Here is a 15,081-nt window from a genome sequence, read left to right as displayed (position 1 = left end):
CGCCTCCCTTGCCCGCGGGCTCAGGCCGTGCGCAGGAGCTCCGGAGTCGGATCCTCACCGGCCGGCGCCAACGGAACTCCGGCCAGTTCGAGCCCCGCCCGCACCCCGGCCAACGTCCCCGCCAACATCAAATCGTTGAAGCACCCCAGGTGCCCGATCCGGAACACCTTCCCCGCGAGCCGCCCCAGCCCCGACCCCAGCGACATGTCGAACCGCTCCAGGACGATCTCCCGCACCTTGTCGGCATCGTGCTCCTCGGGCAGCAGCACGGCGGTGAGCGACGAGGAGTGCTCGCGCTCGTCCGCACAGAGCACCTCAAGCCCCCACGCCCGCACGGCGGCCCGGGTGATCGCGGCGTGCCGGGAGTGCCGGGCGAAGACCGCGGGCAGCCCCTCCGCGGCGAGCAGCCGCAGCGCCTCCTCCAGCCCGTAGAGCAGATTGGTGGCGGGGGTGTACGGGAAGAAGCCGTTCCGGTTCGCCTCGATCACCGGCCGCCAGTCCCAGTACGAACGCGGCAGCCGGGCAGCGGCCGCGGCTTCAAGCGCCTTGTCGCTGACGGCGTTGAAGCTGAGGCCGGGCGGCAGCATCAGCCCTTTCTGCGATCCGGCGACGGTGACGTCGACACCCCAGGCGTCGTGGTGGTAGTCGATCGAGGCCAGCGACGAGATGGTGTCGACGAGCAGCAGCGCGGGGTGGTCCGCCGCATCGAGTGCGGCACGGATCTCGGGAACGCGGCTGGTCACACCGGTCGACGTCTCGTTGTGCACGACGCAGACGGCCTTGATGCGGTGCGCGGGGTCAGCGGCGAGGCGGGCCGCGAGGACCTCCGGGTCCGCCCCGCGACGCCAGTCTCCCGGCACGAAGTCGACGTCCAGGCCCAGCGCTTCGGCCATCGTCCGCCAGAGCGTGGCGAAGTGCCCGGTCTCGAAGCACAGCACCCGGTCCCCCGGACTGAGCGTGTTGACGAGGGCCGCCTCCCACGCGCCCGTACCCGAAGCGGGAAAGACGACCACAGGCCCCCGCGTCCGGAACACCGTTGCCAGCGCGGGCAGCAGACGGTTCGTCAGTTTCTGGAACTCGGGCCCTCGGTGGTCGATGACGGGTGCCGCCATCGCGCGCAGCACGGAATCGGGGACGTTGGTGGGGCCGGGAATCTGCAGGAAGTGGCGGCCGGTTCGAAGTGTCATCGCGAGCAACTCCTTCACCCTTGTGCCGTGTTACGGCACGATGTATCGTTCTGCGGCACGGCGGAGCATAGGCGCGTCGCCCGGAGGGAGTCAACGGATGCAGAACGTCCTCAACGCGCTCCGCGCCCTGGAGGAGGTCGCCGCCCGGCAGCCGATCGGGGTCGCGGAGCTGGCCAGAGCCATGGAACTGCCCAAGAGCACCGCACAGCGGACCCTCGCCACGCTGCACAAGGCCGGCTGGATCCAACAGACCGGCAACACCCCCACCCGCTGGGCGCTGACCACCAAGGCACTGCTCGTCGGCAGGCAGGCCACCGGCGAGCTGGGGCTGCGGGACGTCGCCGTACCGGCCATGGAGGAACTGCGCCGGCGCACCGACGAGACCGTGCACCTGGCCGTGCCCGAGGGAGACCGGGTGATCCTCATCGAGCGGCTGGAGACCAGCCGCCCGGTCCGGATCGTGCTGCCACTGGGCCAGGTCCTGCCCGGCCACGCCTCGGCCAACGGCAAGGCGGTCCTGGCGGCCCGGCCCGACGAGGCGGTGGAGCAGTACATCGCCGCCGGCCTGGCGGGTTTCACCGAGGGGACGATCACCGAACCGGACGCGCTGCGCACGGAGTTGCGGGAGATCAGGCAGCGCGGTTACGCGACCAACGGCGGCGAGTGGCGCACGGACGTCTCGGCCGTCGCGGCGGCGGTACTCGGACCGGACGGACTGCCGGTGGCGAGCATCAGCGTCAACGTGCCCACCAGCAGGATGACCCCGGAATCACGCGCCGACCTCGGGGCCCAAGTGGCGGAGGTGGCCCGCGAGGTCGGCAAATCGCTGAACCGACTGCATGCGACACAACAACGCTGAACACGCCCCCGGAACAGGGTCCGCCGGATCGACAGACCGGCACCCCGGCCGCCGGCCGACCCCTACGGGGCAGCAGACCAGCGAACTACGCCCAACCGCCTGGAAGTCAGGCAGGCGATGCCCGGAATGCGGAGGTGCACCCGAAGGCAGCCCGGAGAGGCCACCGGATCCGGCGGAACGACAGCACGGGAAGCAGCCGCCGAACCCTGCGGAGCAGCAGACTGGCGAATCGCCAGCCACCGAGCGGGAATTGGGCAAGGCGGGAACGAAGCCGAGGGCGAGGCCGGGGCCGGGGCCGAGGACGAGAGCCCAGCCGAGGAAGCGGAATGCCCCCGCAGAACGACAGCCCGGCGACCCGACCCTGCTCCCCGGAACAGCCGAGCGACCAACTACGCCCCGCCGGAGAGAAGTTCAGCAAGGCCAGGCCGAGGCCGGACCACAAGTGCGGCCGCCGTACGGGGCGACCCCGGGCAGCCCCCGGGCAGCCCCCGGGCAGCCCCCGGGCAGCCCCCGGGGAGGCCCCGGGGAGGCCCCAGCCCCGCCGAACGCCAGCCCTGGAACCAACCCCGCCCCCACAGAACCCCAGCTCACCGCCCCGCGGACCGACAGAACCGCCACCCGTCACCGACCGCACCCGGGCCACTCACACCCCTGCCCGAACCACGGAGCCCCGCACCGGACGGGCTCACCCCGGTCGACGTACCGTCACATCCGCTCCGTGTCAGACCCCTTGACGACTCTTCCGAAGCCCTCAGATACTCGCCACCAACGAAACTCCGATTCCACGATCCGGAATCGTCAATGGTGTGTGCGTACGGCATCACCTCCCGACTTCTCCCGGCCGCGCCGGCATGTGCCCGGCCGCTCCGAAGCCTGCGCCCAGCAGCCCCTCCCACCGTTCCGGCGGCCGTGGAGAGCTGCCCGGGGTGACTCCGCATGCCCGCGCATTCGGCCGTCCACCGAAGGCGAGGAACCTCGTGTCCGCTCATCTCATCGCGCTTCTCGTACTTGTGCTCGTGTTCGCCATCGCCACTTTCTCGTCCGTCCACATGGGCGTACTGGCCCTCGTCGCCGCCTTCGCGGTCGGCGCCACCGTGGGCGGCGAGAGCCCCGACGACATCTTCAGCGGGTTCCCCGGCGACCTCTTCGTCGTGCTGGTGGGGGTCACCCTGCTGTTCGCCATCGCCACCAGCAACGGCACCGTCGACTGGCTGGTGCACGCCGCGACCCGTGCCGTACGGGGCCGGATCGCGCTGATCCCCTGGGTCATGTTCCTGGTCACCGCCTCCCTCACCGCGGTCGGCGCGGTGGTCCCCGCCGCGGTGGGGGTCATCGCCCCCATCGGCATGGGCTTCGCCGCCCGCTACCGCATCAATCCCCTGCTCATGGGACTGATGATCATCAACGGTGCGAGTGCGGGCGGCTTCTCTCCCGCGAGCGTCTTCGGCAGCATCACCAACGGCGTCGTCACCCGCAACGATCTGCCGAGCAGCCCCGGGCTGCTGTTCGCCGGGTCCTTCGTCTTCAACGTCCTGCTCAGCGTGGTCGTGTTCCTGCTCTTCGGAGGCCGCGGACTGATCGGCCGCCGGGTCCACACGACCGCGGGAACCCCCGCACCCCCCGAGCAACGTGACGGCACGGCGTCCAAAACGCCCCCCGGCACCGCCCCCAGCACCCCGCCGGGCACCACACCGGGCAGCACACCCCCAAGCAATCCCGCCCCCGTGCGCGACAGCAAACCCGGCACCGCCCCCACCACCCTCACCGCACCCCCGGACGTACGAACCCCCGCACCCGGCCCCGAGCCCGTCCCCGACCCCGACCCCGACCCCCGACTCAACGGCATCCGCGCACTGACCCTCCTCGGCCTGCTCGGCCTGGTCGCCGGTGCACTCTTCCTCAAGCTCGACGTGGGGCTGATGGCGCTCACGGTGACCGTGATCCTGGCGCTGGCCTCCCCCTCGGCCGCGAAAGGGGCCGTGGAACGCTGTGCCTGGTCCACCGTCCTCCTCGTGTGCGGAGTGGTGACCTTCGTCGGCGTGATGGAGCGGATGGGCACCATCAACTGGCTCGGCGAGAGCGTCGCTTCGATCCAGGCGCCCCTGCTGGGCGCACTGCTGCTCTGCCTGATCGGGGCCTTCGTCTCGGCCTTCGCGTCGACCACCGGAATCCTGGGCGCCCTCATCCCGCTGGCCGTGCCGTTCCTGCTGGGCGGGGAGATCGGCGCGCTGGGCCTGATCACCGCGCTCGCCGTCTCGTCCTCCGTCGTCGACTCCTCCCCGCTGTCGACCAGCGGCGCGCTGGTGACGGCCAGTTCACCGGCGGAGGAACGCCAACGGGTCTTCCGCACCCTGATGACCTGGGGCCTCAGCATGGCGGTCGTCGCCCCACTGACCACCTGGGCCCTCCTGGTCGCCCCCGGCTGGCTCTGACCCACCGGACAGGAGCCAGCGGAGGTCCTCTGGCTCGGACCCACCGGACAGGAGCCAGCGGAGGCCCTCTGGCTCCGACCCGCCGGACAGGACCTAGCGGAGGTCCTCGGGATGCGGCCCCGTCGCGTAAGGATTCGGCTCGTCGTCCGCCAGCACCCCCACGAAGGGCTCGCCCTCACCTGCGAAGACGTACGCACCGCCCTCGATCCGCCCGATCAGGCTGCGCGTCCACTCCGCGCCGCTGTCGGCCAGGTGCACCCACATGTTCGTGATCTCACCGATGTGCCCCAGCTGCGCGGGCCCGCCCTCCGGCAGGTAGTACTCGACGACCCCCGCCCGCCACTGCTCAAGCCCCTTGACCCGCTCCTTGAGGAGCCCGACGGCCTCCTCGCGCGGCAGGTCGACGATGAAGCCGAGACCGGCCGAGAGCACGTCGATCTTCTGATCGTGCGAGGTCAGGGCCGAGCGCAGCAGCCCGAAGTACTCCTCGTCGCCCTTCTCGGTGATCTCGTACTCGACCCGGGGCGGACCGCCCACCGTGCTCGGCGCGATCTCGTGCGCGACGAGGAGTCCCTGCTTGGCCATCTGCTTGAGCGCGTGGTAGATCGAGCCGGGCTTCGCGTTGGACCATTCATGGGCGCCCCAGAACTCCAGGTCGTTGCGCACCTGGTAGCCGTGCGCCCGTCCGTGCTGGCGGACCGCGCCAAGGACCAGCAGCCGGATCACTGACATGAACGGCACCCTTCTCATCAACTTGGACTAGACCGTATCAGTGGTCAAGTTTGATTAATCGCGAAGCAGGGAGTACCTTCCAGGCTAATCAAGTTTGACTACTACCCCGAGGAGAGAGCGTTTTGACCGACCCCGATCCGGCGATCGTCGTCGAAGGAGTACGGAAGAAGTACGGGGACAAGCAGGCCCTCGACGGCCTCGACCTCACTGTCAGGAGCGGCACCGTCCAGGCCGTCCTCGGCCCCAACGGCGCCGGCAAGACCACGGCCGTCCGCATCATGTCCACCCTGCTGCGCCCCGAGGAGGGCCGCGTCGAGGTGGCCGGGATCGACGTGCGGACCCGGGCCGTCGAGGTGCGCTCGCGGATCGGACTGCTCGGCCAGCACGCCGCAGTCGACGAGGAACTCAGCGGCCGCCAGAACCTGGAGATGTTCGGACGCCTCTACCACCTGGGCGCACGCCGCGCGGGCACCAGGGCCGACGAGCTCCTCACCCGCTTCGGGCTCGCGGACACCGGCAAGAAGGCGGTCAAGCAGTACAGCGGCGGCATGCGGCGAAGGCTCGACCTCGCGGCCTCCCTCATCCCCGAACCACAGGTGCTCTTCCTGGACGAACCCACCACCGGGCTCGACCCGCGCGGCCGCACGGAGGTGTGGAACGCGGTCCGCTCGATGGTCGGCGGCGGCACGACCGTACTCCTGACCACGCAGTACCTGGAGGAGGCCGACCAGCTGGCCGACCGGATCTCGGTGATCGACCACGGAAGGGTCATCGCGGAGGGCACGGCGGACGAGCTGAAGTCCAGGACGGGCGGCGACCGCATCGACGTGGTCCTGCACGACACGGCCCAACTGGCGCTCGCGGCCTCCCTCCTGCCCGGCGACGCGCTCGTGGACCCGGACCGGCGGCTGGTCAGCGCCACGGTCGGCGACCGGATGGCGGCACTGACCAAGACCGTCCGGGCACTGGAGGCGGCCGGCATCGAGGCGGAGGACATCGCGGTCCGGCGGCCGACGCTCGACGAAGTCTTCCTGCACCTGACGAAGGAGGACGCGGCATGAGTACGACACGGAGCGCGGGCTCCCCGCACAGTACGAGCACGAGCACCGGCACCGGCACCGGCACGAGCACCAGCACCAGCACCAGCACCAGCACCAGCACCACCCCACCCGGCACGGCCTCGAAACTGAGCTGGGCGGCCGCCGACTCCTGGACGATGACCAGGCGCGAACTGGCGCACTGGGCACGGCAGCCCGTGCAGGTGGTCGTCGGGCTGGTCTTCCCGGTGATGATGCTGCTGATGTTCAGCTACCTGATCGGCGGCGGGCGCGGCGTCGACGGGGACTTCACGGACTACCTGGTCCCCGGCATGCTCACCATGACCATGGCCTTCGGCCTTGAGGCGACGATGCTCTCGGTCACCCAGGACCTGGGCAAGGGGGTCGTCGACCGGTTCCGCTCGATGCCGATGACCTCCGGCGCGGTCCTGGTCGGGCGGAGCGTCGCCGACATGCTGCAGTCGGTGGTCGGCCTGACCGTGATGATCGCGGTCGGCCACGCCATCGGCTGGCGCTGGCACCACGGCTTCGCCTCCTTCCTCGGAGCCGTCGGCCTGCTCCTCCTCCTGCGCTTCGCGATGCTGTGGATCGGCATCCACCTGGCGATGGTCGCGGGCAGGCCGGAACTGGTGCAGGCGGTGCAGATCCTGGTCTGGCCCGTCAGCTTCCTCTCGAACGCCATCGCCTCCCCGGAGTCGATGCCGTCCTGGCTGGGCGCGGTGGTGGAGTGGAACCCGATGTCCGCGACGGCCACGGCGGTACGCGGCCTGTTCGGCAATCCGGGTGCGGCAGGCGACTCCTGGGCCACCACGCACGCCGAACTGCTCGCAGCGGCCTGGCCGGTGGCCCTGATCGCCGTCTTCTTCCCCCTGGCGGTGAAGCGGTTCAGGAACCTGAGCCGCTAGCCGGAGCGCGGGGAGCACCTGCCGGGCCGCACGGCTAGCGGCTAGCGGCTAGCCGCTAGCGGCTGCGGACGCCAAAGAGCCCCTACCGGGTTTCCCCGGTAGGGGCTCTCAGCTGCGGTGGACCTGTGGGGATTTGAACCCCAGACCCCCTCGATGCGAACGAGGTGCGCTACCAGACTGCGCCACAGGCCCTTGCAACGAGTAGAACTCTAGCACCTCTTCCGGGGTGCTCGGTAATCCGTTCCGACCACCTACCGAGGCCCCCCACCTGCGGCGGGACTTCCGGCGGGCTCGTCGGGCGGGTCACTCGTTGGCGGCGCGGGGCCGCTCGTCCTCGTCGTACTGGTCGAAGAGCGGGGTACGTCCGTGGTCGCGCGTGCGGCGCCCCTGCTGCGGGCGCTGACGGCGCGGAGCCGAGTCGTCGGCCGCGGCGGCCGACGAAGCCGCGGGGCCCGCCGGGTCGGCGGTGCTGGAGCGGGCGGAGCTCCAGGTTCCGGGGGCGCCGAGGTCGAGGTCGCCGGTGGCGCGCGGCGCGACGGGGGCGGTGACGTACGTCGGGAGCGGGACCGGGACGGGCTCCCAGCTCTCGCCGCGCGCTCCGCCCCGCTCGCGCTCGCGCTGCTGGTCGACCCACTCGGCGTGGTCGGTCTGCTCGACCAGCGCGCGGCGGCCGGCCTCCTGCGGGGAGACGGCGGGAGCGGGCTCCGGTTCGGGCCGCTCACCGGAGTCCGCGCGCTGCTGCGAGTGGTGCGCGTGGTGGCCCTGGTGCTGGTCGGGCGACTGCGACTGCGATACGGGACGGCGGACCAGCTGGGTCCGCTGCTCACGCAGCCGCTGGGCGGCGAACTCGGCCCGGCGACGGTCCATGGTGAAGGCGAACCGGCGCTTCTCCTGGCCGCGCAGATGCACGATGTACGCGCTGAGGAGGACGGCCGGGATGCCGGGCGCCCACAGGTAACGGAGCCCTCCGACGGCCGCGACGATCGCGCCGAGGGTGAAGGCGGCGAAGAGCAGCACGGTGGTACGGCGGCGCCTGGCAAGGACCTTGGAGCGGCGGGCCCGCTCGGCGGACGCCGGGGAGGGCTGCGCGGGCGCGGCGGTACGGGGGCGACGGGACTGGTCACGGGCCGGCGGCTCGTCACGTACCGGCTGCTCGCGCACCGCCTTGTCCCTGGCCGGCTGGTCACGTACCGGCTGGTCACGTACCGGCTGGTCGCGCACCGACTGGTCACGTACCGACTGATCGCGCGCCTGCTGGTCGCGCACCTGTTCCCGGACCTGCTCCCGCGACTGCTCGCGTGCTGCCGGGCGTTCGGTCCTGGACGAGGGTGCCGCGAAGGCGCGGACGTCGACCGAGTCGGTCGTCGGGTCCGCGCTGTCGGGGGTCTCGGGGTCGCCGTCCGCCGTGCCGTCCTGGCTGTCGGCCGGGCGCTGCTGGAGTTCCTTGGCGTACCGGCGCTCCATCGCCGCCCGTCCGGACAGGAGCCGGATGGCGGTGCTGAAGCGTTCCGTCGGACGGGCCTCGTTGAGTTCGTCCTGCCTGCGGAGCCACATCGGCACCAAGTAGGCGGCCCAGGCCCCGACAATGACTGCGTAGATCAGGCCGCTGCTGCTCACACCCCACACCGTAGAGGGGCCTGGAGGGGGCCATCGGCCAATTGGGCCGGTGTGTCGGGCGTATCTGTCTGATATTCCGAACTTTTTTGACGCCCGGGATGGCGACCGCGATCAAATTCGAACATTTATTTCATTCTTTAGAAGTCGCTGTCTGGGATTCACTACTGGGCGTCATTGCCCGGTGTCATTACTGGGTGTCATTGCTGGGACGCGGAACGTCGGTGCCAGCGGCCGAGGACGCCTTCCGGGACGACCTCTTCCGAGGTCAGGGCGAAGACGAGGTGGTCGCGCCAGGCGCCGTCGATGTGCAGATAGCGCGGGCGCAGGCCCTCCTCGCGGAAGCCGAGCTTTTCGACGACGCGGCGGCTGGGGCCGTTCTCCGGGCGAATGCAGACCTCTATGCGGTGCAGTCCGACCGTGCGGAAACAGTGGTCGACGGCGAGCGCGACGGACGTCGGCATGACGCCGCGGCCGGCCACGTCGCGGTCCACCCAGTAGCCGACGTGGCCCGAGCACATCGAGCCCCAGGTGATCCCGGCGACCGTCAGCTGGCCGACCAGCCTGCCCTGGTACTCGATGACGAAGGGCAGCATCCGGCCGGCGTTGGCCTCCGCGCGCAGGTGGCGGACCATTTGGCGGTACGTCGGCCGGTGCGCGACCGGGCCGGTCGGCAGCGGCGGCGGAATGGTCGCTTCCCAGGGGCGGAGCCACTCGCGGTTGCGCCGGTTCACCTCGCGCCAGGCCCGCTGGTCACGCAGCTTTATCGGGCGGAGGGTGACGTCGCCGTCCACCAGGTCCACGGGCCAGGCGGAGCCGTTCAGTTGATGCTCCCCGGCCCGGAAGGACCGGTGGACCCCGTGGGCGTCGGATGGTCGCCGCCGCGCAGCTGGTCGACGGCGTGCCGCAGGATCCGGTGGAGGACGGCGAGGCCGTCGCGGACCCCGCCGGTGGAACCGGGGAGGTTGACGATCAGCGTCGTGCCCTCGGCCACTCCCGCCAGTCCGCGGGAGAGCGCGGCCGTCGGGACGTGCGGGCGGCCCTCGGCGCGGATGGCCTCCGGGATGCCGGGGATCTCGTAGTCGACGACGCGCCGGGTGGCGTCGGGGGTGCGGTCGGTGGGCGAGATGCCGGTGCCGCCCGTCGTGACGATGACGTCGTACGCGAGCAGGACGCCGTCGCGCAGGGCCGCCTCGACCGGGTCGCCGTCGGGGACGACGCGGGGGCCGTCGACGGTGAAGCCCATCCGGGTCAGGCCCTCGGCGACGAGCGGGCCGCCCTTGTCGGCGTAGACGCCCGCGGCGGCCCGGTTCGACGCCGTGACGACGAGCGCGCGGTACGGGCGGAAGCCCGGCCCCGCGTGCATCGGCTGGCCCGGCTCCTGCGGCTGGTAGCCGGGCTCGGAGACCGGTCCCGGCACGACCCCCGGGGGCGCGTGCGCCTCGGAGGCGCGGCGCTCCTCGGTGTCGGCGGGAGCGTCGGGGGCGAGGGCGGCGACCCGGTCGGCGGAGCCGGTCACCGGGAACGGGTCTGCGGGCGTGCTCCCCCCGAGCGGGGCGGCGGCCGGGCTCGCCGCGAGCAGGCCTGCGGGTGCGCTCTCCCCGACCAGGTCGGCGGGCACGCTCTCCCCGAGCGGGGCAGCGGGCACGCTCTCACCGAGCGGGCCGGGGGCCGGGGGCGGCGGGCTCATGAGCGGGTTGGTCATGAGCGGTTCCAGTCGCCGGACTTGCCGCCGGTCTTCTCCTCGACGCGCACGTCCGTGATGACCGCGCCCTTGTCGACGGCCTTCACCATGTCGATGACGGTGAGGGCGGCGACGGTGACGGCGGTGAGGGCTTCCATCTCGACGCCCGTACGGTCCGTGGTCCTGACCGTGGCGAGGATCTCGACCGCGTCGTCCGCGACCGAGAGGTCGACCTTGACGCCGGACACGGCGAGCGGGTGGCAGAGCGGGATCAGGTCGGGGGTGCGCTTGGCGCCCATGATGCCCGCGATGCGCGCGGTGGCGAGGGCGTCGCCCTTGGGGACTCCCTCGCCGCGGAGGAGCTCGATCACGCGCGGCGCGACGAGGACGCGTCCGCTCGCACGGGCGGTGCGGGTGGTGACGTCCTTCTCGGAGACGTCGACCATCCGGGCCGCGCCGGCCTCGTCGATGTGCGTCAGCCCTGTCGGGTTCGGCGGGCCCGTCAAGCTGCCCTGGCTGCCTTGCGTACTCATTAACTCCGCCTCGCGTTCCGGCGCCGGTCGTTGCCTCGGCAGTCGTTGCCACGGCGCAGCGGCAGACACCGTACCGCCACCGGCCCATTACTGGGTGAGCAGGACCACCTCGACTTCCGCGCCGGGTGCGACCTCGGTGGTGTCCTCGGGGACGACCAGCAGCGAATCGGCGTGCGCGAGGGCCGCGATCAGGTGGGATCCCGAGCCGCCCACCGGGGTGACCGTGCCCGCGGCGGCGTCGTACGTACCGCGCAGGAACTGGCGCCGGCCGGCGGGCGAGCCGAGCGGTCCGTCCGCCGCGAGGGTGGCGCGGACGGTCGTGCGGTGGACGTCCGCCAGGCCCATCAGGGCGCGGATCACCGGACGGACGAACAGCTCGAAGGAGACGTAGCTGGACACCGGGTTGCCCGGGAGGGCGAGCAGCGGGGTGTGGTCGGGGCCGATGGAGCCGAAGCCCTGCGGCTTGCCGGGCTGCATGGCGAGCTTGCGGAAGTCGACTCCGCTGCCCGGCTCGTCCTCGTCGGCGACCGAGGAGAGGGCCTCCTTGACGACGTCGTACGCGCCGACGCTGACGCCGCCCGTGGTGACCAGGAGGTCGGCGCGGACGAGCTGGTCCTCGATGGTGGCGCGCAGTTCGTCGGCGTCGTCGGTGACGGCGCCGACGCGGTAGGCGATGGCGCCGGCGGCGCGGGCGGCGGCGGTCAGGGCGAAGCTGTTGGAGTCGTAGATCTGCCCTGCCGCCAACTGCTCGCCGGGCTGGACCAGTTCGGAGCCGGTCGACATGACGACCACGCGCGGGCGCGGGCGGACCAGCACCGTGGCCCGGCCGATCGCGGCCAGCAGGCCGATCTGGGGCGGGCCGAGCACCGTACCGGCTTCGAGGGCGGTGTCGCCCGCCTTGACGTCGCTGCCCGCCGCGCGGACGTGCGCGCGGTCCTTCGCGGGGCGGTGCACCCGGACCTCGCCGGTGGAGTCCTCCGGGTTGGCCCCGGCGGCGCGGAAGGCGGTGGCGGGGCCGCCGCCGCTGCCGCCGTCGGTCCACTCGACCGGAACGACGGCCTGCGCCCCGGGGGGCAGCGGGGCGCCGGTCATGATGCGGGCGGCCTCGCCGGGGCCGACCGTGAGTGCGTCGGCACCACCGGAGCCCGCCGCCACGTCGCCGATGACGGTGAGCACGGCGGGGAACTCCGTACTCGCGTCGGCGACGTCGGCCACCCGGACCGCGTACCCGTCCATCGAGCTGTTGTCGAAGGGCGGGAGGGCCACGGGGACGGTGACGTCCTCGACGAGTACACAGCCCTGGGCGTCCGGGAGTTGGAGCTCGATGGGCTCCAACGGGCGGACCGCGCCGAGGATGTCGTCGAGGTGCTCGTCCACCGACCAGACATGGTCGGGTCCGTGGCCGCCGTCGTGGGCGGCGGCGGGCGGTACTTCGGTGGTGCTCACCTTGGTTCCTTCCAAAAGGCCCCGCCCTCCGGAAAAGCCCTTCGGCCGGGGAGAAACGAATGGCGTCCGGCGCCACGACGTCTCGGCTCACCTGTGACGAGGCAGAGAAGGACCGAGCGTACAGAACCGCTCATCTCACGCCCCGATCTCGCCGTCGGGCACGGAGCGCACCAGCGGCGTACGAAACGCAAGACCGGTGCGGAGCGACTGCCTGCCCCGCCCTTGCGTAGCAGGGCAGGGGTACAAGTGACCATAGTTCACCTGATCGGGCGAACAGGGCACGCAAGCCCGTCCGCGTACAGAACTCCTGCCTACGCTCCGGTCTCATGCAGTTGCGGTATTCCTTCCGGCTTGAGCCGACGTCTTTCCAGCAGAGGATGCTGGCGCGGACGTTCGGCTGCGCGCGGGTGGTCTTCAACGACGCCCTCACGCTTCGCCGCGTTGCGTACGCGGCGAAGGAGCCGTGGATCGGTACCGGGGAATTGTCCAAGGCCGTGCTCACCCAGGGCAAGAAGCGCGAGGAGCGCACCTGGCTGGGCGAGGTGTCCTCGGTGGTGCTCCAACAATCGTTGCGGGATCTGGAGTCCGCCTATCGTGCGTTCTTCGGCTCCCGCTCGGGCAAGCGGAAGGGCCCGCCCGTTGGAGCGCCCGCCTTCAAGTCCCGTAAGGACCGGCGGCAGTCGGTGCGGTTTACGGCGAATGCCCGCTGGAAGATCACCGAGACAGGGCGCCTGACCCTGCCGAAGATCGGCGCGGTGAAGGTCCGCTGGTCGCGCACTCTGCCCATCGTCCCGTCCTCGGTCACCGTCATCAAGGACACCGCCGGAAGGTACTTCGCGTCGTTCGTGATCGAAACCGACCCGGACACCGACACCACACGCTGGCCGGTGGAGGACGCGGCCGGGTACGAGGTCGGCCTCGATATGGGCCTCACCCACTTCGTCGTCCTGGACAACGGGGAGAAGATCGCCTCCCCAAGGTTCCTGCGCCGCGCGGAGAAGAAGCTCAAGCGCCTCCAACGCAGGCACGCCCGCAAGCAGAAAGGGTCGATGAACAAGGAGAAGGCCCGTAAGGCGCTGGCCCGCCAGCACACCAAAGTCGCCGACGCCCGCCGCCACTTCCTTCCCCAAGCTCTCGGCTTCGCTCGAGCAGGGGAGACCCCATCCGAGTTGTCCACCCGGCTGATCCGCGACAACCAAGCGGTCTACGCCGAGACACTCAATGTGAAGGGCATGGCCCGCGGTCGTCTCGCCAAAGCGGTTCACGATGCGGGCTGGTCGAGCTTCCTGACCATGCTCGAATACAAAGCAGCCCGGTACGGCAGGGTTTTCCAGCGCGTCGGACGAAGTTTCCCCTCCTCCCAGCGCTGTTCGGTCTGCCACCGCATCGACGGTCCCAAACCGCTGAACGTCCGCACCTGGGCCTGCCCAGGTTGCGGAACCGTCCACGACAGAGACACCAACGCCGCCGACAACACCCTCCAAGAGGGCCGACGGCTGCACACACAGAACCTCAAGGTCGCCGAGGGACATCACGGAGACCCAAAACGCCTGCGGAGCGACGGTAAGACCAGGGACGTAAAAGTCCCGGCATGACGCAGTGAAACAGGAAGCCTCGGACTCCCCCACCCACCACCGTGCCGCGAAGCGGCACGGTGGTGGGTGGGGGAAGGCCAGAATCCCCGGACATCAGCCCGGGGAGCATGTCAAATCTCCTCGGTGACGTAACTGCGGAGCCAGGTACGGAAGTCCGGGCCCAGGTCTTCACGTTCGCATGCGAGTCTGACAATCGCCCGAAGATAGTCCCCGCGGTCCCCGGTGTCGTAGCGCCGGCCCTTGAAGACCACGCCGTGGACGGGGCCGCCGACCTTCTCGTCGACGGCGAGCTTCTGGAGCGCGTCGGTGAGCTGGATCTCGCCGCCGCGGCCCGGCTCGGTCTCCCGCAGTATTCCGAAGACGGCCGGGTCCAGGACGTACCTGCCGATGATCGCCAGGTTGCTGGGCGCTTCGGCGGGCTCGGGCTTCTCGACGAGTCCGGTGACCCGCACGACGTCGGCATCGGGGGTGGCCTCGACGGCCGCGCAGCCGTAGAGGTGGATCTGCTCCGGGTCGACCTCCATGAGGGCGACGACGCTGCCGCCGAACTGCTCCTGGATCTCCACCATGCGCGACAGCAGCGGGTCGCGCGGGTCGATCAGGTCGTCGCCGAGGAGGACCGCGAAGGGCTCCTCGCCGACGTGCGGGGCGGCGCACAGGACGGCGTGGCCGAGGCCGCGCGGGTCGCCCTGGCGGACGTAGTGCATGGTCGCCAGGTCGCTGGACTCCTGGACCTTCGCCAGGCGGCCCGCGTCGCCCTTCTTGGTGAGGGCGGACTCCAGCTCGTAGTTGCGGTCGAAGTGGTCCTCAAGAGGGCGCTTGTTGCGGCCGGTGACCATCAGCACGTCGGACAGGCCCGCCGCGGCGGCCTCCTCGACCACGTACTGAATGGCGGGCTTGTCGACGACCGGCAGCATTTCCTTGGGCGTCGCCTTGGTGGCGGGCAGGAAGCGCGTACCGAGCCCCGCGGCCGGGATGACAGCCTTACTGATCCTGGGGTGAGCCTGAGTCATGCCGGAACGATATCGGCTGTCCC

General features: G+C 71.1%; 13 protein-coding genes and 1 tRNA gene. 5 read left to right on the top strand and 9 right to left on the bottom strand.

Annotation, left to right across the window (positions count from 1 at the left end; all coding sequences use genetic code 11):
* Window positions 1–20: 20 nt before the first annotated feature.
* Window positions 21–1,187 carry a pyridoxal-phosphate-dependent aminotransferase family protein gene (locus tag ACH4SP_RS30480; RefSeq protein WP_398419502.1) on the bottom strand — a complete coding sequence of 389 codons (1,167 nt, stop codon included), beginning with the start codon at window positions 1,185–1,187 and terminating at the stop codon, window positions 21–23.
* Window positions 1,188–1,284: 97 nt separating this feature from the next.
* Here ACH4SP_RS30480 and ACH4SP_RS30475 point away from each other — a divergent pair, with 97 nt between their 5' ends.
* Both ACH4SP_RS30475 and ACH4SP_RS30470 read left to right on the top strand, forming a co-directional pair.
* Window positions 1,285–2,046, top strand: coding sequence for an IclR family transcriptional regulator (locus ACH4SP_RS30475; RefSeq protein WP_398419501.1), 762 nt, complete (start codon window positions 1,285–1,287; stop codon window positions 2,044–2,046).
* A gap of 977 nt (window positions 2,047–3,023) precedes the next feature.
* The gene (locus ACH4SP_RS30470) at window positions 3,024–4,478 is read left to right on the top strand and encodes an SLC13 family permease (protein ID WP_398419499.1); all 1,455 of its coding nucleotides are present in this window, start codon (window positions 3,024–3,026) and stop codon (window positions 4,476–4,478) included.
* A gap of 93 nt (window positions 4,479–4,571) precedes the next feature.
* Here ACH4SP_RS30470 and ACH4SP_RS30465 read toward each other — a convergent pair whose 3' ends face one another.
* The gene (locus ACH4SP_RS30465; RefSeq protein WP_398419498.1) at window positions 4,572–5,210 is read right to left on the bottom strand and encodes a PadR family transcriptional regulator; all 639 of its coding nucleotides are present in this window, start codon (window positions 5,208–5,210) and stop codon (window positions 4,572–4,574) included.
* Window positions 5,211–5,332: 122 nt separating this feature from the next.
* Between ACH4SP_RS30465 and ACH4SP_RS30460 the strand changes: the two genes are divergently transcribed.
* Window positions 5,333–6,271: an ATP-binding cassette domain-containing protein gene (locus ACH4SP_RS30460; RefSeq protein WP_398419496.1), complete on the top strand. Its 939-nt coding sequence runs from the start codon at window positions 5,333–5,335 to the stop codon at window positions 6,269–6,271.
* Between the two features lie 155 nt (window positions 6,272–6,426).
* Window positions 6,427–7,173, top strand: a complete 747-nt coding sequence (locus tag ACH4SP_RS30455) for an ABC transporter permease (protein WP_398419773.1) — start codon at window positions 6,427–6,429, stop codon at window positions 7,171–7,173.
* A gap of 118 nt (window positions 7,174–7,291) precedes the next feature.
* On the opposite strand, the gene ACH4SP_RS30450 is transcribed toward ACH4SP_RS30455, so the two are convergent.
* From ACH4SP_RS30450 to glp, 6 genes are all read right to left on the bottom strand, one after another.
* Window positions 7,292–7,365 (bottom strand) — tRNA-Ala (locus tag ACH4SP_RS30450).
* Window positions 7,366–7,476: 111 nt separating this feature from the next.
* Window positions 7,477–8,790, bottom strand: a complete 1,314-nt coding sequence (gene glpR, locus ACH4SP_RS30445) for a gephyrin-like molybdotransferase receptor GlpR (RefSeq protein ID WP_398419495.1) — start codon at window positions 8,788–8,790, stop codon at window positions 7,477–7,479.
* 197 nt (window positions 8,791–8,987) lie between these two features.
* Window positions 8,988–9,590 (bottom strand): GNAT family N-acetyltransferase, encoded by a 603-nt coding sequence (locus tag ACH4SP_RS30440; protein ID WP_398419493.1) that lies wholly within the window; start codon window positions 9,588–9,590, stop codon window positions 8,988–8,990.
* A 17-nt stretch (window positions 9,591–9,607) separates the two neighbouring features.
* On the bottom strand, window positions 9,608–10,153 hold the full coding sequence (locus tag ACH4SP_RS30435) for a molybdenum cofactor biosynthesis protein B (RefSeq protein WP_398419772.1): 546 nt from the start codon (window positions 10,151–10,153) through the stop codon (window positions 9,608–9,610).
* A 335-nt stretch (window positions 10,154–10,488) separates the two neighbouring features.
* Entirely contained in the window at window positions 10,489–11,004 is a 516-nt protein-coding gene (gene moaC, locus ACH4SP_RS30430) for a cyclic pyranopterin monophosphate synthase MoaC (RefSeq protein WP_398419492.1), read from the bottom strand.
* 87 nt (window positions 11,005–11,091) lie between these two features.
* Window positions 11,092–12,450 (bottom strand): gephyrin-like molybdotransferase Glp, encoded by a 1,359-nt coding sequence (glp, locus tag ACH4SP_RS30425; protein WP_398419490.1) that lies wholly within the window; start codon window positions 12,448–12,450, stop codon window positions 11,092–11,094.
* Window positions 12,451–12,776: 326 nt separating this feature from the next.
* On the opposite strand from glp, the gene ACH4SP_RS30420 reads away from it, so the two are divergent.
* Window positions 12,777–14,045 carry an RNA-guided endonuclease InsQ/TnpB family protein gene (locus tag ACH4SP_RS30420; protein WP_398419488.1) on the top strand — a complete coding sequence of 423 codons (1,269 nt, stop codon included), beginning with the start codon at window positions 12,777–12,779 and terminating at the stop codon, window positions 14,043–14,045.
* Between the two features lie 110 nt (window positions 14,046–14,155).
* Here ACH4SP_RS30420 and galU read toward each other — a convergent pair whose 3' ends face one another.
* Entirely contained in the window at window positions 14,156–15,058 is a 903-nt protein-coding gene (gene galU / locus ACH4SP_RS30415; RefSeq protein ID WP_398419487.1) for a UTP--glucose-1-phosphate uridylyltransferase GalU, read from the bottom strand.
* Window positions 15,059–15,081: the final 23 nt, after the last annotated feature.

It is taken from the genome of Streptomyces sp. NPDC021093, assembly GCF_044333135.1.
In the GTDB taxonomy this organism is placed as follows: domain Bacteria; phylum Actinomycetota; class Actinomycetes; order Streptomycetales; family Streptomycetaceae; genus Streptomyces.
Note: the sequence above shows the minus strand (reverse complement) of the source record. Positions and strands in the feature narration are given on the sequence as shown.